Raw genomic sequence first — 21,857 nt, forward strand, 5'->3', positions numbered from 1 at the left:
CCTTGGTCCAGCAAGCAGGCACGCGTGCCCGTACGCCACCGGGGGCACCCGCGGGAGTGACGGCCCTCCCCGCTGTCGGTGGCCCGTGTCATCCTGGACAAGTGACTGTGGAGGATCTGGTCCGGCTGCGCCGGACACGCGACCGGATGGACCGTGAGTACGCGGAGCCGCTGGACATCGCCGCGCTCGCGCGCACGGCGCTGATGTCCCCCGGCCACTTCCAGCGCAGCTTCCGCGCGGCGTACGGGGAGACGCCGTACGGCTATCTGATGACCCGCCGGATCGAGCGGGCCAAGGCCCTGCTGCGGCGCGGCGACCTGACGGTCACGGAGGTCTGCATCGCCGTGGGCTGCACCTCGCTCGGCTCCTTCAGCTCCCGCTTCACGGAGCTCGTAGGGGAGACCCCGAGCGCCTACCGGGCCCGCCCGCACGACCACGGAGCCCCCATCCCACCCTGTGTGACCCGCCGTCTGACCCGCCCCTCCCGCCACCGCAGGCCGGACGAAGGGGAACCGGGGACGCGCCTGTAGGCCCCGTCCGCCCGGCGGACAGCCCCCGGCACGGCCTAGCCTGGAGCCCATGGACCTGAAACTTTCCCAGTGCTTCATCGCCGTGGACGACCACGACAAGGCGCTCGCCTTCTACCGGGACGTCCTGGGCCTGGAAGTACGCAACGACGTCGGGTTCGAGGGGATGCGCTGGGTGACCCTCGGCTCGCCGCTCCAGCCGGACGTGGAGATCGTCCTCGAGCCCCCGGACGCGAGCCCGGACGCCTCCCCCGCCGACAAGCAGGCCATGGTCGAGCTGCTCGCCAAGGGCATCCTGCGCGGGGTCATCTTCTCGACGACCGACTGCGACGCCCTCTACGAACGGGTCCGCGCGTCCGGCGCCGAAGTCCTCCAGGAGCCGACGGACCAGCCCTGGGGCGCCCGCGACTGCGCGTTCCGTGACCCGGCGGGCAACCTCCTCCGCTTCAAGGAGCGCCCCGCGGCCTGACCACGGCTCCCCTCCGCCGGGAACAGGCCCGGGTCCCCGGTGGGAAGCGTGCCCCGCCGCCCGTCCCCCGGGTGCCCGTCCCCGGGCATCGGGCTCCGGCTACCGTTGCGTCGGCCCCACCGCACCGCTCACCACCGGAGACACCCATGCCGTCCGCGCGCTCCCGCGTCCTCTACGTCAGCGACCTGGCCTATCCGGCCCAGGGGCGGCGGTACGGCGACGAGGACGTGTTCCTCACCTCCCGGTTGCGCGAGGACTTCGACGTCGCCGTGTGCCATCCGCTGGACGCGGCCGCGCTGATGACCGGCTTCGACGCCGTGGTCGTCCGCAACAGCGGGCCGGTGCTGCACTACCAGGCGCAGTACGACGCCTTCCGGCAGCGCGCGCTCGCCGACGGCGTCCGTGTGTACAACCAGCTCTCCGGCAAGGGGGACATGGCCGGCAAGCAGTACCTGCTCGACCTCACCGCGGCGGGGTTCCCGGTCATCCCCACCGTCGACCGCGCCGGGGACCTGCACCGGCTGCCGGACGTCGACACGTACGTCGTGAAGCCGAAACTGGGGGCGGACTCGATAGGCCTGGAGTTCGTCCCGCGCGACCGGCTCGCCGAACTGTCGTACGACGACCGTCTCGTCCAGCCGCGTGTCGACTTCCGTTACGAGGTGTCCTTCTACTTCGTCGACCGCACCTTCCAGTACGCCCTGTACGCACCCCGCCCGGACCGGCGGTGGGACCTGGAGCCGTACGAAGCGACCGGGCGGGACCGGGAGTTCGCGCAGCGGTTCGTCGACTGGAACGACATCGCGTACGGCATCCAGCGCGTCGACGCCTGCCGGGCACCGGACGGCGAGCTGCTCCTCGTCGAGCTGGAGGACCTCAACCCGTATCTGTCGCTGGACGTCCTCTCCCCCGCCGCGCGGGACGCCTTCGTCGCGCGCGTGAAGACGTCGTTGCGCGGGCTGATCGGGCAGGAGACGGTGCGAGGCGCCGCCGGAGCCGCCGGAGCCGCCTGAAGCGTGCCGGGCGCCCGAACCGCCGACACCGTCCGAAGCGTCCGAACCGTACGAACGGTCCGAACCGTCCGACCCGTCCGAACCGTCCGAACGGTCCGAACCGTACGAACGGTCCGAACCGTCCGACCCGTCCGACCCGTCCGACCCGTCCGACCCGTCCGACCCGTCCGACCCGTCCGACCCGTCCGACCCGTCCGACCCGTCCGACCCGTCCGACAGGGGAACCGCACCATGCCCGAACCGATCCGCGGGAGCGGGCCGATCCGGTGGACCTACGCCTTCGTCGACCGGCCAAGGAAGGACCTCGGGCCGGCCCGCGCCTTCTGGACGTCCGTCACGGGGACCGCGCCGTCCGCGCCGCGCGGCGGACAGGACGAGTTCGTGACCCTGCTGCCGGACGGGTCCGACGCCTGTCTGAACGCGCAGGGCGTCGAGGAGGGCGCGGGCGGCGCGCACCTCGACCTGGCCGTCGAGGACGTGGCGGCACTGGTGGAGTCGGCCCTGCGGCTCGGAGCGCGCACCGTGTCCGACAACGGCATCACCGACGACGGGGGCTGGGCCGTGCTGCGCTCCCCCGGCGGCCTGCTGTTCTGCGTGGTCCCGTGGCAGGGGGAATCGGTACGGCCGCCGGTGGTCGAGGGACCCCCCGGCGTCACCAGCCGCCTCGACCAGGTGTGCGTCGACGTGGCGCCCTCCCGCCACGACGCGGAGGTCGCCTTCTGGAGCGGCCTCACCGGATGGGAGTCCCACCCCGGCTCGCTCCCCGAGTTCCATGTGATCAGGCCGCCCGCCACGCTGCCCGTCCGCGTGGTCCTGCAACGTCTCGGCACCGATCGCCCCACCTCGGCCCACCTCGACCTCGCCTGCTCGGACATCGAGGCCGTCCGCGCCCGGCACGAACACCTCGGCGCCACCCTCGTCGGCCGTGGCACGCACTGGGCCGTGATGCGGGACCCGGCCGGCGGCACCTACTGCCTGACGGGCCGCGACCCCGGCACCGGTGGCCTCCCGGTCCGGTCGGTCTAGGCGGGCCTCCCGGCGGGGGCGGGCTATACGCCTAGGCCCGCTCCCACACCTCCACGTCCACCACCGCCGTGACCGGGATCGGCCCGTAGACGTGCGGGAACTCCTCGCCGCCGGGCTTCACGGCCTCGTACCGCACCGGCACCTCCAGCCGTTCGGCGTCGACGACCAGGACCACCAGGTCGCCAGGGCCTTCGTAGGCCCCATAGAGGAAGGAAGCGATCCGCGGGAGTTGGGCCCGCGTCGAACAGTGGATGAAGCCCTCCTCCCCGAGGGTGCGGCCACGGGTGGACATCTCGTACGCGCCGGACGCGCGGGCCGCGTCCCACAGCGAACGCTCGGTGATGTGCAAAAGGGGTTCGGACATGCCCCAACGTTACGGCGTCGGGCGTACAACCCCGGCCTCTCCCTTCCCTCGCTTCCCTTCCCTCGCTTCCCTCCCGGTTCCGGCGCGCCGGGTGCCGGACCGGCCCCGCGGACACGCTCCCCGCACGGCACTGGGCGCGTGCCCCGCGGGGACGCCTCCGCTACCGGTCAGGCAGGGGTGACGGCGGCGAAGTAGTGGCCCTTGCCGAGGTCTTCCAGGAGACCGGGGTGGACCGGCTCCCAGCCCACCAGCTCGCGGGTGAGGGTGTTCGACGCCGGGGAGTCGAGGCCGAGGAAGGGCCCAAGCCAGGCGAAGTGCCCGGCCGCGTCCTCGGGCGCCACGGCGGCCACCGGCACGTCGAGTTGACGGCCGATCACCTCGGCGATGTCACGGATCGCGACGCCCTGCTCCGCGACACCGTGCAGCACCGACCCGGCGGGGGCCTTCTCGACCGCCAGACGGAACAGCCGTGCCGCGTCCAGACGGTGGACGGCCGGCCAGCGGTTGGCGCCGTCGCCGAGGTAGCCGGAGACGCCCTTGGCGCGGGCGATGGTGACCAGCGCCGCCATGAAACCGTTGTCCCCGTCGCCGTGGCAGGTCGGGGAGAGCCGTACCACGGACGAGCGCACCCCACGCGAGGCCAGTGCGAGCACCGCCTGCGCGGTGGCCATCCGGATCGAGATCGGCGAGCCGTCGACGGTCGGCATGTCCCGCTCCGTGGCCGGCCGCCCGGGGGCGAGGCCGACCACCCCGGAGGCGAGGACGAAGGGACGGTCGGTGCCCGCGAGCACGTCGCCGAGGGCGTCGACGGCGCGGCGGTCGGCCTCGGCGGCGCCCTGGAAACCGCCGGCGAAGGCGACGTCGTGCTTGAACGCCAGGTGGATCACCCCGTCCGACCCGGCGGCCGCGTCCCGGAGCACGTCGAGATCGTCGAGGGTGCCGCGGACCACCTCCACCCCGGCCGCGGTGAGCGCGTCGGCGGAGGCCTCGGAGCGGGCGAGCCCGACGACCTGGTGCCCCGCCCCGGTCAGCTCGGGAACGACGGCGGAACCGAGCCAGCCGGACGCGCCGGTCACGAAGATGCGCATGGAGAATCCCCAAACCAGTTGATGTCAGTTGCTGTCATCAACGCTAACACCTGATGTCAGTTGCTGCCATCACGTAGGATCTGCGCATGGGTAGATGGGAGCCGAACGCGCGCGGGCGCCTGGCGAAGGCGGCGTTGGAGCTCTACAGCGAGCGCGGCTTCGAACAGACCACGGTGGCGGAGATCGCCCGACGGGCCGGACTCACCGAGCGCACCTTCTTCCGGCACTACGCCGACAAGCGCGAGGTGCTGTTCGCCGGCTCCGGCCAGTTGCAGGAGCTGTTCGTGCGGGCGGTCGCCGACGCTCCGGAGTCCGCCGCGCCGATCGACGCGATGGCGGCGGGGCTCGACGCGGTCTCCGAGACGTTCGCCGACCGCCGCGACTTCGCGCGCGCACGGCAGGCTGTGATCATGGCGAACACGGAACTCCGGGAACGCGAGCTGATCAAGCTCGCCACGATGGCGGCCGCGCTCACCGGCGCCCTGCACGGACGCGGCGTCACGGAGCCGGCCGCGAGCCTGACCGCCGAGGCCGGGATCGCCGTCTTCAAGGTCGGCTTCGAGCGCTGGATCGTGGCGGCCGAGGAACGCGAGATGGCAGAGATGATGCGGGAATCGCTGGCCGAGCTGAAGGCCGTGACCGCGGGCCGGTAGGCCCGCGGGCCGGTCTCCGGGACGGACGCCGTCGTGGCGGGCGGTCGGTTCTCCCGGAAGCCGGCAGCAAGGACGCCGCACCCTGTCCTCGGGCCTCCGCGGGCCCGCCCTGGGCGCCGGCTGCGGCAGACGGCGGTACTCCCCCTGCGTGTCGCCTCGGGGCCGGCCGCTCGGGCCCGCCATCTGCTGAGACTTGCCCATGCCCGAAAGCTCCACCGCCTCCGTACCCGCTCCCGTCGACCGGACCGAGCTCCGCAGGACCGTGATCATGACGGTGCTCACCGTGGTCGCGGGGGCGGTCGACGCGATCACGTTCCTGACCATGGGCCGGGTGTTCGCCGCACTCGAGACGGGCAACGTGCTGTTCCTGACCTTCGCGTTGGCCGGATCCGGCCAGGTCTCCGTGATCCGGCCCTCCGTCGCGCTCGTGACGTTCGCGGCCGGGGTGGCCACGGCCTCCTTCGCGATCCGCGCGCTCACCGCGCGGGGACGCCGCTGGTTCCCGGCGGCGCTGGCCACCGAGGGGGTCCTGCTCGCGGTCGGGGGGACACTGGACCTGCTGCGCCACGGGACGGGTTCGCCCGCTCACGATTCCGATCTGCTCGCCCTCGCGGCCGTGGCCCTCGCCATGGGCGTGAGGTCCGCCGTCGTACTGCGCGTGGCCGTGCCGGGCATGCCGACGCTCCTCATCCAGATGTCCCTGGTCCAGCTGGTGGCGGACGTGTCCACCGCGCCACGGGTTCCGGACGGCGAGCAGGGGGTGCCGCGACGACTCGCGCGCACCCGCCTCACCGCGACCGTCTGCGGCATGTTCGCGGGCGGGACCCTGGGCACACTCCTGGCGCCATGGGGGGCGGGCCGCGCGCTCCTCGTCGTCGCGGCGGTCGTCATGGCGCTGGCGTTGTCGGGAGTCCACGCCGACCCGCCCCGCCACCGGCCTCCCCCGGCCCCCGCCTCCTGACGGGCCCGGCACCCCCGCGAGCCCGGCCGGAGAACCCCGGAGAACCGGGATGCGCGGCGAACCGGGAAGCGCGGGGAACCGGGAAGCGCGGGGAGACAAGAGGTGCGGCCTCCGCGCTCGACCTCCGTGTTCTCGGCCTCCGCGCTCGACCTCCGTGTTCTCGGCCTCCGCGCCTCGGCCTCCGTGTTCTCGGACCTCCGTGCCCGGCCTCCGGTACGGGCACACCTCACCGCCCCCCGGACGCGCCCCCACAGGTCAGCGCACGGATCAGGAACTCTCCGTGGCCTCCGTGGCCTCGTCCTGGTCGTCCCGGTCCGCCGACGTCCGCCGGACTCCCGCGGCCTTCCCGGGGTCGCGGGGATCGCGGGGCCACCGGGCCGCGCCCGCCTCCTGAAGATCACGCGTCCGCGGGGAGGACGCGGACTCCGCGCTCGCCTCGCACCGTGGGTTGTGGCAGGGACCGGGACCCCAGACGGGAACGAACGCGCCCAGTGTCTTGCGGCGCCGCACGACCGTGGCGACCGGCTGCTCGCAGGCGGGGCAGACATGCTCATCGATGCCCATGCCTTCAGAGTAGGGCGGCACCCGCTCCGGCGCTCCCCGCACGGCCGGGCTCGCGAGCGGCCGGGACGGCGGGCCCGGCCGACTACGCCCCGGCCGCCGACCCCGCCCGCGGCTCGCGCCACATCGGCCACATGCGCGGGCCTTCCGGCAGGTCGAGGGGCCGGCCGGTGTGACCGAACCCGAGCCGCTCGTAGAGCGCGCGGCTGCGCTCGTTGCTGGCCTCCAGATAGGCGGGGACACCCTCCTGGTCGCAGCGGTCGAGGACCGAACGGACGAGTGCGCTGCCGAGACCCTCGCCCTGGTGCTCCGGTGCCACGGCGATCATCCACAGGTACTCGTGGGCACGGCCCGCGGGGTGGATCCCGGCGGTGAGCCGGCCCACCAGCTCGACCCGTACGTTGTCGGGGTCCACCGCCTCGCGCAGCTGGACCGGCCCCTCCTCGTCGGCGTGGTCGTCGTCGGCCGGCACCGACAGCCACAGGGCGCACGCCGTGCCGTCCTCCGTGATGTCGACACGGCCCCCGGCGAACACGATGTCGGCGAACACCGCCATCAGCCGGGGGTGCCGGTCACGGCGGTGCGCCGCGTCCGGGAAGACCCAGCCGCTCACCGGGTCGTCCCGGAACGCCTCGTCGAGCAACTGGACGACCCGTCCGCGATCGCCCTCGCCCGCCACCCGTATCGCCACGCCCATGTCCTGCCCCTTCGCCTCAACCGCCCCTGGCCGTACGGCCGTCGCAGCCTAGCGGGGATCACCCGCGGCGAAGGGGCGGGCCCCGCGCACCGTGGGGATGCGCGGGATCCGCCCCGGCCGGAGACCGGGACCGTACGGAGGTCAGGTGCCGTACGGTCCCGGTGGCTCCGGGGTCTTCAACCGCCGTCCGGCGGCTTCAGTTACTGCGTCGCGTGACGAACTCCGCGAGTGCCAGGAGACCGCCCGCGGCCTCCGGGTCGGGGATCGCCCGGGACAGTTCGTGCATCGCCCGGGACATCCGGTCGGCCGCCTGGACCTGGGCCCAGTCGCGGCCCCCCGCCCGCTCCACGGCCAGCACCGTGTGCTCCAACTCCCCTTCCTCGTAGGGAACTCCGTACAGTTCGGCGAGTTCCGTCGCCGCCGGGGTGCCGGAGCCGAGCGCGGCCACCACGGGCAGGGACTTCTTGCGGGCGATGAGGTCCGCCCCGGCCGGCTTGCCGGTGCGGCTCGGGTCCCCCCAGATCCCGATCACGTCGTCGATCAGCTGGAAGGCGAGACCGGCCTCCCGGCCGAACGCGTCCAGTGCCTCGACGTCCTCCTCGTCCGCCCCCGCGTAGAGCCCCCCGATCGCGCAGGCGCAGCCGAGCAACGCGCCCGTCTTCGCCTCGGCCATGGCGAGGCACTCGTCGAGGGTGACCTCACCCGGGCCGCGTTTCTCCATGGCCGTGTCGGAGTGCTGTCCCTCGCACAGCTCGACCACGCAGGACGCGAGCCGGGCGGCGGCGGCCGGGGCCGCCGGATGCGGGTCCTCGGCCAGCAGCCGCTGGGCGAGCGCCTGCAGGGCGTCCCCCACGAGGATCGCGGCGGCGTCGCCGAACACGGTCCACGCGGTGGGCCGGTGTCTGCGTGTGGTGTCCCGGTCCATCACGTCGTCGTGCAGCAGGCTGAAGTTGTGGATCAGCTCCACCGCGGCGGCCGCCCGTACGGCCGACACGTGCTGCCCGCCGAGCGCTCCCGCGGCGGTGAGCACGAGGGCGGGGCGGATCGCCTTGCCCGCGTTGCCCGCCGCCGGGGTGCCGTCCGCGTGCTCCCAGCCGAAGTGATAGAGCGCGATCCGGCGCATCGAACCCGGCAGCGAGTCGATGGCCCTGCGCAGCTCGGGGTCGACGGACGCCCGCGCACGCTCCAGGATGCCCGCCGCCTCCTGCCCGTCGGGCGGGACGGGCGGTACCTGTTGTCGCATGGACCCCCCGTCCATGGGCCCCCCGAGAGGGCTCCGCCCGTCGAGGGTCTCGGCCCCGCTCTGCCGGGGCTCCGGTCCGCCCGGTCCACCCGGTCTGCCCGGTCTGCCCGTCCGGTCCGGCGGGAACACGGTGGCCGGTGTCGGGAAGGTCACCGCCAGCGGCCGATCTCGACGTTCTCCAGGATGCCGAGGGCGTCCGGGACGAGGACCGCGGCCGAGTAGTACGCCGTCACCAGGTAGGAGATGATCGCCTGTTCGTTGATGCCCATGAAGCGCACCGACGTACTCGGCTCGATCTCGTCCGGGATGCCCGCCTGCTGGAGCCCGATGACGCCCTGCTCCGCCTCACCGGTACGCAGGGCGATGATCGAGGTCGTACGGGCGTCGCTGACCGGGATCTTGTTGCACGGGAAGATCGGGACCCCCCGCCAGGTCGGGATGCGGTTGCCCGCGACCTCGACGCTCTCCGGGACGAGCCCGCGCTTGTTGCACTCGCGGCCGATCGCGGAGATCGCGCGCGGGTGGGCGAGCAGGAGCTTCGTCCCGCGCCTGCGACTGAGCAGTTCGTCGAGGTCGTCGGGGCTCGGAACGCCGTCGTGCGGTTGCAGCCGCTGGTCGTACTCGCAGTTGTTGAGCAGTCCGAACTCCCGGTTGTTGATGAGCTCGTGCTCCTGGCGCTCCTTCAGCGCCTCGACGGTGAGGCGGAGCTGCTGCTCGGTCTGGTTCATCGGCTGGTTGTAGAGATCGGCCACGCGGGTGTGCAGGCGCAGTACCGTCTGGGCGATGCTCAGTTCGTACTCGCGCGGTGCGGCCTCGTAGTCCACGAAGGTTCCGGGGATGTCCTCCTCCCCGGTGTGGCCGGCCGCGAGGTCGATCTCCTTCTCGCCGTACTTGTTGGTGCGCTGCTCGGGGATCGCCCGCAGTTGCTGGAGGTGGGTGCGCAGGGACTCGGCGCGCTCCGCGACCTGTTCCAGGTCCTGGCGGGGCAGCGCGAGCACGGTGACCGCGGTGACGGCGCGGGCCGTGTACTCCCAGATGGCGTCCGGGTCGATGAGCGCCTGCTCGCCGAAGTACGCGCCGTCGGCGAGGACGCCGAGGACCGCGTCGTCGCCGTAGGGACCCGTACCGATCTTCTCGACCTTGCCGTGCGCGAGCAGGAACACCTCGTCGGACGGACTGCCGAACGAGGCGAGCACCTCGCCCGGCGCGAACTCCCGCTGCTGGCAGCGCTGGGCGAGCTCGCCGAGCACCTCCTGATCCTCGTAGGACCGCAGGACGGTCAGCTCGCCGAGCTCGGCGGGGATGACCTGGACGCGGTCACCGGTCTTCACGAACGTCACCCTGCCGTCGCCCACCGAGTAGCTGAGCCGCCGGTTCACGCGGTACGTGCCACCCTGCACGTTCACCCACGGGAGCATGCGCAGCAGCCACCGTGAACTGATCTCCTGCATCTGGGGTGCGGACTTGGTGGTGGTGGCCAGGTTCCGCGCGGCCGATGTGCCGAGACTCTGCTGCGGCCTGCCCTGACCTGAACGGACCTCTTCGCCTACCGACATGAAAATTGCCCTCCCGGTCATGCACTGATCTGCGCCGCCCAGCCTTCCATCACGGAGCGTGCCGGTGCTATTACACGAATGAGGGGGAATGGATCACGGCGGATTGGGCACACACGCGCACTTTGTCGAGCGGGCGAATCGTGCGGAATCCTGACGTCCGGAAAATCGTGCCGTGCTGTCGAACGGCCGGGCCCGCGCCGTCGAACAGCCTCCTGTCGGCGCGCTCGGGAACTCCAAGATCCGGCCAACCGTTTGACACGGCGACGGACGATGACGGGAGACGGCGATGGCAGGCTTCCTGGACCGCGCCAAGGAACAGGCGCAGCGAGGGCTCACGCAGGGCAAGCAGAAGCTGGACGAGGTGCAGGCGCAGCGAGCGGGCGCGGACCTCCTCAAGAGACTGGGCTCCGCGTACTACGCGGAGCGGCGCGGCAGCGGGTCCCCCGAGGCGACCCAGCAGGCCCTCCAGGCCCTGGACAGCCATATCGCGGCGAACGGGGACGCGTTCCTGCGCTCCTGAGCGGTGCCGCCCCGACGCCCGCCGGCCCTGACCGGATCGGCTCGCACGCTGTACGAACGGCCAACCCGGAGCGTCCAGTTCCGGGTAGAAGCGGCGGTACGAGACGGCCGCGCCCGGTGGCCGGCGTGCAGCGCGAAGGAGGCGGTCATGGCTTCACCCATGTCCGCGGCCGGTTTCCTGGACCGGCTCAGGAGGGAAGGCGTCACCGTCGTCGAGGTCGGCGCCTGGGAGCATCACAACCGCAACCACAAGGGGCCGTGGGGCCCCGTGCACGGGGTGATGATCCACCACACGGCGTCCTCGGGCGACGAGCACACCATCGGCCTCTGCCGCACGGGCCGCACCGACCTGCCGGGACCGCTGTGTCACGGCGTCATCACCAAGGACGGCGTCGTGCATCTCGTCGGCTACGGCCGGGTCAACCACGCGGGCCTGGGCGACGACGACGTGCTGCGCGCCGTGATCGCGGAGAAGTCGCTCCCCGTGGACAACGAGGCGAACACCGACGGCAACCGCCACTTCTACGGCTTCGAGTGCGAGAACCTCGGCAACGGCAAGGACCCCTGGCCCGAGGTCCAGCTGGAGGCGATCGAGAGGGTCGCGGCCGCGATCTGCCGCCATCACGGCTGGACGGAGCGCTCGGTCATCGGCCATCTGGAGTGGCAGCCCGGCAAGGTCGACCCGCGCGGCTTCACGATGGCCTCGATGAGAGGGCGCGTCCGCGACCGCCTCAAGTGACGCACAGGCGTTCGCCGGTCGTCCGGATTCCCGCACGGCTGTCCGACAATGGTGGGGTGACCAGCCCCGACGACCCCGGCATCCCGGGCACTCCCGCCGTGCCCGGCGCCCCGGGCGGCCCCGAAGCGCTCGACCCGACCGGTCTGCGGCCCAGGCTGCCCTCGCCGCTGGACCCGGTCGCGGACGGGCGCTTCACGCGCCATGGCGTCCGGCTGCTGCTCAAGCGCGACGATCTGATCCACCCGGACCTGATCGGCAACAAGTGGCGCAAGCTGGTCCCGAACCTGCGCGCCGCGGCCGGCCGCACGCTCCTCACCTTCGGCGGCGCGTACTCGAACCATCTGCGGGCCACCGCCGCCGCGGGCCGCCTCCTCGGACTGCCGACCATCGGCGTGGTCCGGGGCGACGAGCTGGCCCACCGCCCCCTCAATCCCTCCCTGACCCGGTGCGCGGCCGACGGCATGCGGCTGCACTTCGTCGACAGGTCGACGTATCGCCGCAAGACGGAACCGCGGACGCAGGCCGCGATCCTGTGCGCGGCGGACGCCCGGGACGCGTACGTCGTCCCCGAGGGCGGCAGCAACGCGCTCGCCGTACGCGGCTGCCAGGAGCTCGGCGCGGAGCTGCGCGGCCACGCCGACGTCGTCGCCCTCGCCTGCGGGACCGGCGGCACCCTCGCGGGCCTGGCCGCCGGCCTCGCCCCCGGCCAGCGGGCGCTGGGCGTCCCCGTCCTCAAGGGCGGTTTCCTGGGCGCCGAGGTACGCGCCCTCCAGGACTCCGCCTTCGGCGGCCGCCGCGGCACCTGGTCACTCGACGACCGCTACCACTTCGGCGGCTACGCGCGCGCCACGCCCGAACTCGACTTTTTCGCCGAGGATTTCGAACAGCGTCACGGCCTGCCCGTCGAACGTCTCTATGTCGCCAAGATGCTCTACGGACTTGTCGCCCTGGCCGAGGAGGGGGCGTTCGCACCGGGGACGACCGTGGCGGCGGTGATCACCGGAGCGCCGCTCGCCTGAACCGGGTGCCGGCGCGGCGGACCCTCACGCCGCCTCCCGGTAGGCCGCCGCCTCCTCCAGGTCGAGCCGTCTCAGCAGGGTGCGCAGCATCTCGTCGTCGATGTACCGGTGGTCGCGGAGCCGCACGAAGACCTCGCGCTCGGCACTGATCATCTTGCGGGACAGCCTGCGGTAGGTGTCGTCGGCGGTCTCCCCGGTCACCGGGTTGACGGCGCCGAGCCGCTCCCAGACCGCGTTGCGTCGGCGCTCAAGGACCGAGCGCAGCCGGTCGGCGAGCGGCGGGGGCAGCGCGTTGCGCTCGTCGGCCAGTAGGTCGTCGAGGCGCTGCTCGGCGGCCCGGGAGGCCTGGGCCTGGGCGTTGGCCTCGGCGAGCGTCTCGGCCTGGGGGTCGCGGCCAGGCAGCTTCAGGAGGCGGATCAGCGGAGGCAGGGTCAGCCCCTGGACGACCAGCGTGGCGATGACGGTGGTGAAGGTGAGGAAGAGCAGGAGGTTGCGCTCGGGGAAGCGTGCGCCTCCGTCCACCGTGAGCGGGATCGAGAAGGCGATGGCGAGCGACACCACGCCCCGCATCCCGGCCCAGCCGATGACGAACGGGCCCTTCCAGGTGGGGTTCTCCTCGCGCCCCCGGATGCGCGAGGACAGGATCCGCGGCAGGAAGGTGGCGGGATACACCCACATGAACCGGGCGGCGACCACCACCAGGAAGACGACCACCGCGTACCAGGCGGCGGTGACACCCTCGTACGGGCCGAGACCCTTGAGGACGACCGGCAGTTGCAGGCCGATGAGCGCGAACACGGCCGACTCCAGGACGAACGCGACCATCTTCCAGACGGCCTCCTCCTGGAGCCGCGTCGCGAAGTCCACCTCCCAGGCGCGGTGTCCGAGGTAGAGCGCGACGACGACCACCGCGAGGACCCCGGAGGCGTGCACCTGCTCGGCGATCCCGTACGCCACGAAGGGGATCAGCAAGGAGAGGGTGTTCTGCAGGAGCGCCTCGTTCAGGTGGGTGCGCAGCCAGTGGATCGGCATCATCAGGACCAGGCCGACGACCACGCCGCCGACCGCCGCGAGCAGGAACTCGCGGATGCCGCCCGACCAGGTCGCGCCCTCGCCGACCGCGGCGGCGAGGGCCACCTTGTAGGCGGTGATCGCGGTCGCGTCGTTCACCAGGGACTCGCCCTGCAGAATCGTGGTGATCTTCGAAGGCAGCCCGACCCGGCGCGCCACCGCGGTGGCCGCGACCGCGTCGGGCGGCGCCACCACCGCCCCGAACACGAGCGCCGCGGGCAGCGGCAGACCCGGCACGATCAGATAGGTGACCCAGCCGACGGCCAGCGTCGCGAAGAGCACGTACCCGACCGACAGCAGCGCGATGGGCCGCAGATGCGCCCGCAGGTCGAGGTACGAGCTGTCGGTGGCGGCCGTGTACAGCAGCGGGGGCAGCAGCAGCGGGAGGACGACGTCGGGGTCGAGTTCGTACCCGGGAACCCCCGGCACGTACGCGACCACCAGGCCCGCGGCGACGAGGAGCAGCGGTGCCGGCACCGGAGTACGGCGGGCCGCTCCGGCGACCGCCGCGCTTCCCGCGACCAGCAACAGCAGTGGCAATACGTGCATCCTCGTCCGCCCGCCCTCGTTTTCGCGCGGCATCCCGCACGCCCGACGTAACCTGGCAATCATGAAACAGTGCACGCATGCCGACGCGCTGCCTCACCCCGAACCTGAGCCCACGAGCGAGACGTGCGTGGAGTGTCTCGCCGCGGGCACACATCCGGTACAGCTGCGACTGTGCCTGGACTGCGGGCACCTCAGCTGCTGCGACTCCTCGCCGCTGCGGCACGCGACAGAGCATTTCAAGGAGACGGGACACCCCGTGATGCGCACGTTCGAGCCCGGTGAGAGCTGGCGCTGGTGCTTCGTCGACCACGTACTGGCGTGACCCGCCGTCCGGACGGTTCGACCGTCTGACGCCTGGGTACGTCAACCCGGCGCGCGCTCTTCCTATTTGGGCCCGCAGACCCCTAGCCACTGTCCGTACTCATGGGCTTACTATGAGTGACAGCAGGGGAGTGGGGTCCCCAGGACAGGAAAGTCGGGAGCGCGGTAGCGTCACCGCTGAACCACCTAGCGCGTTACCCCGGGGGGCGACCCTCGGCCCCGAAAGAGCTCGAATGAGCTTGTACCACCTTGGAGGTGAGGGTGTCCCAGATCGCAGGCGAGCCCGCGACGAAGGACTTCGTGGAAGTCCGGCTGCCCGCCGCGGGTGCCTACCTGTCGGTGCTGCGCACGGCCACGGCCGGCCTCGCGGCCCGTTTGGACTTCACCCTCGACGAGATCGAGGACCTGCGCATCGCGGTGGACGAGGCCTGCGCGATCCTGCTGCAGCAGGCCGTCCCCGGCTCAGTGCTCAGTTGTGTCTTCCGGCTCATCGACGACTCGCTCGAGGTGACGGTCTCCGCTCCGACCACGGACGGTCACGCTCCGTCACGGGACACGTTCGCGTGGACCGTGCTCTCGGCGCTCGCGGGCAAGGTCGACTCCACCGTCGCCGAGGACAAGACCGTTTCGATCAGCCTCTACAAACAGCGCGGCGCGGGACCCGGGCCGGCGTGAGGGACGGGGACGGGCCGGTGCGGGACGAAGAGCGCGGCACACGGGGGCTTCCCGCCGGGCGCGTCGACGGCCTCGACGCGCCACGGCGCGTGGCGGAGGGCGTCGACGGCATCCCCGACCAGGCCCGGCCGCACCCCGACGACGGCACAGCCACCCGGGCCGGGGATCCCCCCAGCCCGAACGAAGCCGACAACGCGGGGGACGCGCCGGTCGACGAGGACGGACAGGAGAAGCTCCCCGGCCGGGACGACGGGCAACGGGATCCGGAGGGTGCCGCGCGGAGCACGTCCTCGGAAGGGCGGCGGCTGGTGACGGGCGGGACTATGAGCGAGCAAGAGCAACACGACAAGACAGCTGCGCAGAACGTGCAGGCCACGCAGCACGGGCCGAGCGTGCAGGCCACGCAGAACGTGCAGAGCGTGCAGGCCACGCAGCACGGGCCGAGCGTCCAGCACATCCAGCACGACCCGAAGGACCCGCAGGACCGCAGCGGGGCGCGGGCGATGTTCATCGAGCTGCGCAAGCTGCCGGACGGCAGCGCCGAGTACGCGGAACTGCGCAACCAGCTGGTCCGCATGCACCTCCCGCTCGTCGAGCACCTCGCACGCCGCTTCCGCAACCGCGGCGAGCCGCTGGACGACCTGACCCAGGTCGCCACCATCGGCCTGATCAAGTCGGTCGACCGGTTCGACCCGGAGCGCGGCGTCGAGTTCTCGACGTACGCGACCCCGACGGTCGTCGGCGAGATCAAGCGGCACTTCCGTGACAAGGGCTGGGCGGTCCGGGTGCCGCGCCGCCTCCAGGAACTGCGCCTCGCGCTCACCACGGCGACCGCGGAACTCTCCCAGCAGCACGGCCGCTCCCCCACGGTCCACGAACTCGCCGAGAAGCTGGCGATCTCGGAGGAGGAGGTCCTGGAGGGCCTGGAGTCCGCGAACGCGTACTCCACGCTGTCCCTGGACGTTCCCGACACGGACGACGAGTCGCCGGCCGTCGCCGACACACTCGGCGCCGAGGACGAGGCTCTGGAGGGCGTCGAGTACCGGGAGTCGCTGAAGCCGCTGCTGGAGGACCTTCCGCCGCGAGAGAAGCGGATCCTTCTTCTTCGTTTCTTCGGCAACATGACGCAGTCGCAGATCGCCCAGGAGGTCGGCATCTCCCAGATGCACGTCTCCCGGCTGCTGGCCCGCACCCTCGCCCAGCTCCGCGAAAAGCTGCTGGTGGAGGAGTAGCCCACCCCGGACGGCGGGGCTGCCGCGCCGGGGCACCGGTCCGGGGCCCCCGCTCGTACGCCAGGGGCCGGCCGTGCACCTGGGGCCGGTCGTGCGCAGGGCTCGATCGTACGCAGGGCCCGGTCGTGCACCAGGAGCCGAGGGCTACCCTTCAGGGGTGAGCGCTGAGCAGACCCCCGCCCCCGACGCGTCGACCGCGCGGCCCCGTCCCGGACGGCTGACCGCCGCGGCGGCGCTGGCCGCGCTGGAGGGGCTCGCCCTGGCCGCGGGGGGCGCCTATCTGTTCGTGCAGGGGCTCACCGGATCTCCGGACGACCGGCGGCAGGCCGTCACCGGGGGCGTGACCCTGATCGTGCTCGCGCTGCTGCCCCTGCTGGCCGCGCGCGGGCTGCTCCTGCGCCGCAGATGGAGTCGGGGCCCCGCGGTCATCACCCAGATCCTGGCCCTGCCCGTCGCCTACAACCTGCTCCGGGCCGACAGCGTAGCCATCCCGGCGGGCATCGTCCTGGCCGTCGTCGCGGTCGCGGCTCTGGTTCTGCTGGTGAACCCGGCGACGACGGTGGCCCTGGGCATCCGTGGTCCCGGCGGTGCGGAGGAGTCCCACCAGCGCTGACAGGCTACGGCCGCGCACCCTGCCCGGCATGCGCCGTCACCCCGTCCCGCCACCCCGTTCCGCGCCGCCGCCCCGCGCCGTACCCCGTTTCCGCCGTCTCTCCCCGTGTCGAGACTCACGCCCTCATCTCTTACCCGATCCCTACCTCGGTCTGGGACGAGTACCGCACGGTAGGTACGCTGCTTCGCATGCGTGCACTTCTCGTGGTCAATCCGGCAGCAACCACCACAAGTGCGCGCACGCGCGACGTCTTGATCCACGCGTTGGCGAGCGAGATGAAGCTCGAAGTGGTCACCACCGAGTACCGCGGGCACGCCCGGGACCTGGGCCGGCAGGCCGCGGAGGGTGAGGACATAGAACTGGTCGTCGCCCTCGGCGGCGACGGCACCGTCAACGAAGTGGTCAACGGTCTCCTGCACAACGGCCCCGAGCTGGACCGCCTCCCCCGCCTCGCCGTGGTCCCCGGCGGCTCCACCAATGTCTTCGCCCGCGCCCTCGGCCTGCCCAACGACGCGGTGGAGGCCACCGGCGCCCTGCTGGACGCGCTGAGAGAGAACCGCGAGCGCACGGTCGGCCTCGGTCTCGCCGCGGGCACCCCCGGCACCGAGGACGAATCCGTCCCCTCCCGCTGGTTCACGTTCTGCGCGGGGCTCGGCTTCGACGCCGGAGTGATCGGCCGGGTCGAGCAGCAGCGGGAGCGCGGCAAGCGCTCCACGCACGCCCTGTATTTGCGCCAAGTGGTACGTCAGTTTCTGGACGAACCTCATCGCAGGCACGGAACGATCACCCTGGACCGCCCCGGCGAGGACCCGGTCACCGATCTCGTCCTGTCCATCATCTGCAACACCTCGCCCTGGACGTTTCTCGGCAATCGTCCGGTGTACGCCTCGCCTAAGGCTTCGTTCGATACCGGCCTCGACGTACTCGGCCTCAGCCGCATGTCGACGGCCTCGGCCGCCCGGTATGCCACCCAGTTGCTCACTTCGTCCCCCGAACGCGGTCCGCACGGAAAGCACGCCCTGTCACTGCACGACCTGACCGACTTCACCTTGCATTCGAAGGCGCCACTCCCCCTTCAGATGGACGGCGACCACCTGGGGCTGCGCACGAGCGTGACGTTCACAGGCGTACGCCGTGCACTGCGTGTGATTGTGTGAGTGGAAGTCCTCAAAGTCCTTTCACTCGAACGTTTAGACCAGGGTCCACCCCATGGAAGTACGGCTGTGACCTAGTCGACACCGAGGAATCAAAAAAAACTTTCCAGAAGGGGTTGTATCCGCCGCTGAGGTTTGCGAGTCTCTACGTGGCGCTCGGGACGGCCCGCAACATCGGCCCCACAGAGCGCCAGAACCCCTCCTCAAATCACAGGACCACACCAGTCCGTCTGGTAGTCGGCCCTTCACTTGTTGAGGGATTCGTGAAAGCGTTCACATTCACAAGCAACGTGCATGTAATACCAAGGAGAGGTAGCAGCCATGGACTGGCGTCACAACGCCGTTTGCCGCGAGGAAGACCCCGAGCTCTTCTTCCCCATCGGCAACACCGGTCCTGCGCTGCTGCAGATCGAGGAAGCCAAGGCCGTCTGCCGCCGCTGCCCCGTCATGGAGCAGTGCCTGCAGTGGGCGCTCGAGTCCGGCCAGGACTCCGGCGTCTGGGGTGGCCTCAGCGAGGACGAGCGTCGTGCGATGAAGCGCCGCGCCGCCCGCAACCGGGCTCGTCAGGCCACCGCCTGACACCCCACCCCGCAACGAGCCTGAGCTTGGCGGCGCGTACAGCGCGTACGCATCTCCCGCCCCCGAGCCGCAGCGCGCAGTACCCCCGATGCTCCCCCGGAACTCTCGACCATGCTCGAGCAGGGGGTACCCCCATCGCAACGTAGGCAGAGGCCCCGGACCGAAAGGTCCGGGGCCTCTGTCCTGCGCCATCGCCCCGGGCCCCGCGCCCTCGGGGCACGGCCGCGTCCTACTTGCTCGCCCGCACCGGAATGTCCAGGATGACCTGCGTGCCGCGTTCGGGGGCCGCCACCATGTCGAAGGTGCCGCCCAACTCGCCCTCCACCAGGGTCCGTACGATCTGGAGGCCGAGGTTGCCCGAGCGGTGCGGGTCGAATCCCTCCGGCAGACCGACACCGTCGTCCTGGACGGTGACCAGCAGCCGGGTCTCCTTGGTGGTGCCGCCCCGGACCGCCGAGACCTCGACCGTGCCCCGGTCGCCCTCGCGGAAACCGTGCTCCAGCGCGTTCTGCAGAATCTCGGTGAGGACCATGGAGAGCGGTGTCGCCACCTCCGCGTCCAGCACCCCGAAGCGGCCGGTGCGACGGCCGGTGACCTTGCCGGGCGAGATCTCGGCGACCATCGCGAGCACCCGGTCGGCGATCTCGTCGAACTCCACTCGTTCGTCCAGGTTCTGAGACAGCGTCTCATGCACGATCGCGATCGACCCGACCCGTCGCACGGCCTCCTCCAGGGCCTCCCGGCCGCGCTCCGACTCGATGCGCCTGGCCTGCAGCCGCAGCAGTGCCGCCACCGTCTGGAGGTTGTTCTTGACCCGGTGGTGGATCTCCCGGATGGTCGCGTCCTTGGTGATCAACTCCCGTTCGCGGCGGCGCAGTTCGGTGACGTCGCGCAACAGTACGAGGGAACCGACCCGGGTGCCCTTGGGCTTCAGCGGGATCGCCCGCAGCTGGATCACCCCTTCGGCGCTCTCGATCTCGAACTCGCGGGGCGCCCATCCGCTCGCGACCTTGGCCAGCGCCTCGTCCACCGGCCCGCGGGACGGTGCGAGTTCGGCGGTGGTCACGCCGAGGTTGTGGCCCACCAGGTCGGAGGCGAGGCCCAGCCGGTGGTACGCGGACAACGCGTTCGGCGACGCGTACTGCACGATGCCTTCCGCGTCCAGGCGGATCAGTCCGTCGCCCACGCGCGGCGAGGCGTCCATGTCGACCTGCTGGTCGGGGAACGGGAAGGAGCCGGCCGCGATCATCTGGGCGAGGTCGGAGGCGCTCTGGAGGTACGTCAGCTCCAGCCGGCTCGGGGTGCGCACGGTGAGGAGGTTGGTGTTGCGCGCGATGACACCGAGGACGCGCCCCTCCCGTCGTACCGGAATGGACTCGACCCGCACGGGCACCTCCTCCCGCCATTCGGGGTCGCCCTCGCGCACGATGCGGCCCTCGTCGAGCGCGGCGTCCAGCAGCGGGCGGCGGCCCCGCGGGACCAGATGGCCCACCATGTCGTCCTGGTACGAGGTCGGACCGGTGTTGGGGCGCATCTGCGCCACCGAGACGTAGCGGGTGCCGTCCCGGGTGGGCACCCACAGGACGAGGTCGGCGAAGGAGAGGTCGGAGAGCAACTGCCACTCCGAGACCAGCAGATGCAGCCACTCGAGATCGGAGGCACCGAGAGCGGTGTGCTGGCGTACGAGGTCGTTCATGGAGGGCACATGTGCGAGCGTACCCGGGGGGTCGGTCCCGGTCCGAAAACACCCGCGGGCCGCGGCGCCTGGGAGGGACCCTCAACCCTCCCGGCACCGCAGCCCGGAGCAGCAACGGCCGTGGGCTGTGCGGTCCCGGTCGGCCGATGGAGAGGACCCGGAGCAGTCAGGGCAGAGAGCGCCGGTTCCTCGGTCCGTCCTCCTGTGCGGGGAGGACGGAGGCTTGTTCAGTTGATGGGGTGACGCTGTGGGCCGTGGACGCCCTACCCGAACATTGTGGACTAGACCACGTTCTCGCGTCCATGAGCCGACGGATGTTTGTTGTTGTCACTTCATCGAACTTCCCACGACATCCACCATGAAGACTAGCCCGCTTCGGCCCCCTGCGGGGGTCGGTTCCGCTCATGCGCGGGGCCGGACGGGTTGTCGCGCCGCCGGGTCCGGGAACCGCCGACGTGACTGACGGTGATCGCCGGATCGCGGGGGGAGCCGGGCCGCACGCCGGTGCCGTCGGCATCGAGCCGAGCCCCGCGACGGACGTCGCTTCGCGGGAGGACACGCCCGGATCCCTTCCGGCGCGCGGGTTCTCCCACGACCACGGGCGGACCATCTTTGCTAGATTGGTCTACACCACATGTGTTCCCCTCGGTTCCCGGCGAGCCCCTCCCAGATCGGCAGGCCCAGCGTGGAAGTTGTCATCGTTCCGGACGCCAAGGCGGGCGGCGAGCTGATCGCCGAGGCCGTGGCGCAACTGCTGCGGCGCAAGCCCGACGCCCTGCTCGGCGTCGCCACCGGCTCGACCCCGCTGCCCGTCTACGAGGCACTGGCGGCACGGGTCGGCACCGGCTCCGTGGACGCCTCGCGGGCCCGGATCGCTCAGCTCGACGAGTACGTGGGGCTCCCCGCCGACCACCCCGAGTCCTATCGGTCGGTGCTGCGGCGCGAGGTGCTCGAGCCGCTCGGGCTGGACATGGCCGCGTTCATGGGGCCGGACGGCGCGGCGCGGGACGTCCAGGCCGCCTGCGCGGCGTACGACAGGGCGTTGGCCTCGGCCGGCGGGGTCGACCTGCAGATCCTCGGCATCGGGACGGACGGGCACATCGGCTTCAACGAACCGTGCTCCTCGCTCGTCTCGCGGACCCGCATCAAGACGCTGACGGAACAGACCCGGGTCGACAACGCACGGTTCTTCGGAGGCGACATCGAGCAGGTGCCGCACCACGTCATCACGCAGGGCATCGGCACCATCCTGGAGGCCAGGCATCTGGTGCTGCTCGCCACCGGTGAGGGCAAGGCCGACGCGGTCGCCGCGACCGTGGAGGGTCCGGTCGCCGCGGTGTGCCCGGCCTCGGCACTCCAGCTCCACCCGCACGCCACGGTCGTCGTGGACGAGGCGGCGGCGTCCGAGCTGAAGCTCGCGGACTACTTCCGGCACACCTTCGCGAACAAGCCGGACTGGCAGGGAATCTGAGGGCTGTCCCCCGACCCGCGCGCACGAAGGCGCCGGGCACCCTGTCGGACAGGGTGCCCGG

General features: G+C 71.8%; 24 protein-coding genes. 16 read left to right on the forward strand and 8 right to left on the reverse strand.

Annotated features, from left to right (window positions below):
* Positions 1-146 precede the first annotated feature (146 nt).
* From ACFVTC_RS39685 to ACFVTC_RS39700, 4 genes are all read left to right on the forward strand, one after another.
* The gene (locus ACFVTC_RS39685) at positions 147-530 is read left to right on the forward strand and encodes a helix-turn-helix transcriptional regulator (RefSeq protein ID WP_390134259.1); all 384 of its coding nucleotides are present in this window, start codon (positions 147-149) and stop codon (positions 528-530) included.
* A gap of 49 nt (positions 531-579) precedes the next feature.
* Positions 580-996: a VOC family protein gene (locus ACFVTC_RS39690; RefSeq protein ID WP_390134217.1), complete on the forward strand. Its 417-nt coding sequence runs from the start codon at positions 580-582 to the stop codon at positions 994-996.
* Positions 997-1,142: 146 nt separating this feature from the next.
* Positions 1,143-2,009 (forward strand): hypothetical protein, encoded by an 867-nt coding sequence (locus ACFVTC_RS39695; protein ID WP_390134219.1) that lies wholly within the window; start codon positions 1,143-1,145, stop codon positions 2,007-2,009.
* A 231-nt stretch (positions 2,010-2,240) separates the two neighbouring features.
* Entirely contained in the window at positions 2,241-3,035 is a 795-nt protein-coding gene (locus tag ACFVTC_RS39700; protein ID WP_390134221.1) for a VOC family protein, read from the forward strand.
* Positions 3,036-3,066: 31 nt separating this feature from the next.
* On the opposite strand, the gene ACFVTC_RS39705 is transcribed toward ACFVTC_RS39700, so the two are convergent.
* Together ACFVTC_RS39705 and ACFVTC_RS39710 are read right to left on the reverse strand one after the other, a co-directional pair.
* Positions 3,067-3,399, reverse strand: a complete 333-nt coding sequence (locus tag ACFVTC_RS39705) for a DUF952 domain-containing protein (RefSeq protein ID WP_390134223.1) — start codon at positions 3,397-3,399, stop codon at positions 3,067-3,069.
* Positions 3,400-3,566: 167 nt separating this feature from the next.
* Positions 3,567-4,487 carry an SDR family oxidoreductase gene (locus tag ACFVTC_RS39710; RefSeq protein WP_390134225.1) on the reverse strand — a complete coding sequence of 307 codons (921 nt, stop codon included), beginning with the start codon at positions 4,485-4,487 and terminating at the stop codon, positions 3,567-3,569.
* A gap of 86 nt (positions 4,488-4,573) precedes the next feature.
* On the opposite strand from ACFVTC_RS39710, the gene ACFVTC_RS39715 reads away from it, so the two are divergent.
* Together ACFVTC_RS39715 and ACFVTC_RS39720 are read left to right on the forward strand one after the other, a co-directional pair.
* The gene (locus ACFVTC_RS39715) at positions 4,574-5,140 is read left to right on the forward strand and encodes a TetR/AcrR family transcriptional regulator (RefSeq protein ID WP_390134228.1); all 567 of its coding nucleotides are present in this window, start codon (positions 4,574-4,576) and stop codon (positions 5,138-5,140) included.
* A 199-nt stretch (positions 5,141-5,339) separates the two neighbouring features.
* Entirely contained in the window at positions 5,340-6,101 is a 762-nt protein-coding gene (locus ACFVTC_RS39720) for a YoaK family protein (RefSeq protein WP_390134230.1), read from the forward strand.
* 267 nt (positions 6,102-6,368) lie between these two features.
* Here ACFVTC_RS39720 and ACFVTC_RS39725 read toward each other — a convergent pair whose 3' ends face one another.
* The 4 genes from ACFVTC_RS39725 to ACFVTC_RS39740 form a co-directional block, all read right to left on the reverse strand.
* On the reverse strand, positions 6,369-6,665 hold the full coding sequence (locus ACFVTC_RS39725) for a hypothetical protein (RefSeq protein WP_390134232.1): 297 nt from the start codon (positions 6,663-6,665) through the stop codon (positions 6,369-6,371).
* Between the two features lie 82 nt (positions 6,666-6,747).
* A complete protein-coding gene (locus tag ACFVTC_RS39730; protein ID WP_390134234.1) occupies positions 6,748-7,359 on the reverse strand; it encodes a GNAT family N-acetyltransferase in 612 nt (203 codons plus the stop codon).
* A 196-nt stretch (positions 7,360-7,555) separates the two neighbouring features.
* On the reverse strand, positions 7,556-8,617 hold the full coding sequence (locus ACFVTC_RS39735) for a family 2 encapsulin nanocompartment cargo protein polyprenyl transferase (RefSeq protein WP_390134236.1): 1,062 nt from the start codon (positions 8,615-8,617) through the stop codon (positions 7,556-7,558).
* Between the two features lie 134 nt (positions 8,618-8,751).
* Positions 8,752-10,158, reverse strand: a complete 1,407-nt coding sequence (locus tag ACFVTC_RS39740; protein WP_390134238.1) for a family 2B encapsulin nanocompartment shell protein — start codon at positions 10,156-10,158, stop codon at positions 8,752-8,754.
* A gap of 286 nt (positions 10,159-10,444) precedes the next feature.
* On the opposite strand from ACFVTC_RS39740, the gene ACFVTC_RS39745 reads away from it, so the two are divergent.
* The 3 genes from ACFVTC_RS39745 (at position 10,445) to ACFVTC_RS39755 (ending at position 12,435) form a co-directional block, all read left to right on the forward strand.
* Positions 10,445-10,678 (forward strand): hypothetical protein, encoded by a 234-nt coding sequence (locus ACFVTC_RS39745; RefSeq protein ID WP_390134240.1) that lies wholly within the window; start codon positions 10,445-10,447, stop codon positions 10,676-10,678.
* 147 nt (positions 10,679-10,825) lie between these two features.
* A complete protein-coding gene (locus tag ACFVTC_RS39750) occupies positions 10,826-11,416 on the forward strand; it encodes an N-acetylmuramoyl-L-alanine amidase (protein WP_390134242.1) in 591 nt (196 codons plus the stop codon).
* A 56-nt stretch (positions 11,417-11,472) separates the two neighbouring features.
* Entirely contained in the window at positions 11,473-12,435 is a 963-nt protein-coding gene (locus ACFVTC_RS39755; protein ID WP_390134244.1) for a 1-aminocyclopropane-1-carboxylate deaminase/D-cysteine desulfhydrase, read from the forward strand.
* A gap of 24 nt (positions 12,436-12,459) precedes the next feature.
* Here ACFVTC_RS39755 and ACFVTC_RS39760 read toward each other — a convergent pair whose 3' ends face one another.
* Positions 12,460-14,055, reverse strand: a complete 1,596-nt coding sequence (locus ACFVTC_RS39760; RefSeq protein WP_390134245.1) for a Na+/H+ antiporter — start codon at positions 14,053-14,055, stop codon at positions 12,460-12,462.
* Positions 14,056-14,116: 61 nt separating this feature from the next.
* Between ACFVTC_RS39760 and ACFVTC_RS39765 the strand changes: the two genes are divergently transcribed.
* The 6 genes from ACFVTC_RS39765 to ACFVTC_RS39790 all read left to right on the forward strand — a co-directional run bounded on the left by ACFVTC_RS39765 (position 14,117) and on the right by ACFVTC_RS39790 (position 18,629).
* Positions 14,117-14,377 (forward strand): UBP-type zinc finger domain-containing protein, encoded by a 261-nt coding sequence (locus ACFVTC_RS39765; RefSeq protein ID WP_390134247.1) that lies wholly within the window; start codon positions 14,117-14,119, stop codon positions 14,375-14,377.
* Positions 14,378-14,637: 260 nt separating this feature from the next.
* A complete protein-coding gene (locus ACFVTC_RS39770) occupies positions 14,638-15,051 on the forward strand; it encodes an anti-sigma regulatory factor (protein WP_054228129.1) in 414 nt (137 codons plus the stop codon).
* A complete protein-coding gene (locus tag ACFVTC_RS39775; protein WP_390134249.1) occupies positions 15,048-16,283 on the forward strand; it encodes an RNA polymerase sigma factor SigF in 1,236 nt (411 codons plus the stop codon). Before ACFVTC_RS39770 ends, ACFVTC_RS39775 begins: the two co-directional genes overlap by 4 nt.
* Before the next feature lie 157 nt (positions 16,284-16,440).
* Positions 16,441-16,896, forward strand: coding sequence for a hypothetical protein (locus ACFVTC_RS39780; protein ID WP_390134251.1), 456 nt, complete (start codon positions 16,441-16,443; stop codon positions 16,894-16,896).
* Positions 16,897-17,084: 188 nt separating this feature from the next.
* On the forward strand, positions 17,085-18,053 hold the full coding sequence (locus ACFVTC_RS39785; RefSeq protein ID WP_329290318.1) for a diacylglycerol kinase family protein: 969 nt from the start codon (positions 17,085-17,087) through the stop codon (positions 18,051-18,053).
* A 318-nt stretch (positions 18,054-18,371) separates the two neighbouring features.
* Positions 18,372-18,629, forward strand: coding sequence for a WhiB family transcriptional regulator (locus tag ACFVTC_RS39790; RefSeq protein WP_006380970.1), 258 nt, complete (start codon positions 18,372-18,374; stop codon positions 18,627-18,629).
* Positions 18,630-18,858: 229 nt separating this feature from the next.
* Here the strand turns inward: ACFVTC_RS39790 and ACFVTC_RS39795 are convergent, their stop codons facing one another.
* Complete coding sequence (locus ACFVTC_RS39795) at positions 18,859-20,325, reverse strand: sensor histidine kinase (protein WP_390134260.1); 1,467 nt, start codon at positions 20,323-20,325, stop codon at positions 18,859-18,861.
* Positions 20,326-21,010: 685 nt separating this feature from the next.
* Between ACFVTC_RS39795 and nagB the strand changes: the two genes are divergently transcribed.
* Positions 21,011-21,796 carry a glucosamine-6-phosphate deaminase gene (gene nagB / locus ACFVTC_RS39800; protein ID WP_390134254.1) on the forward strand — a complete coding sequence of 262 codons (786 nt, stop codon included), beginning with the start codon at positions 21,011-21,013 and terminating at the stop codon, positions 21,794-21,796.
* Positions 21,797-21,857 lie beyond the last annotated feature (61 nt).

It is taken from the genome of Streptomyces sp. NPDC057950, from assembly GCF_042887295.1.
GTDB lineage: Bacteria > Actinomycetota > Actinomycetes > Streptomycetales > Streptomycetaceae > Streptomyces > Streptomyces kaempferi.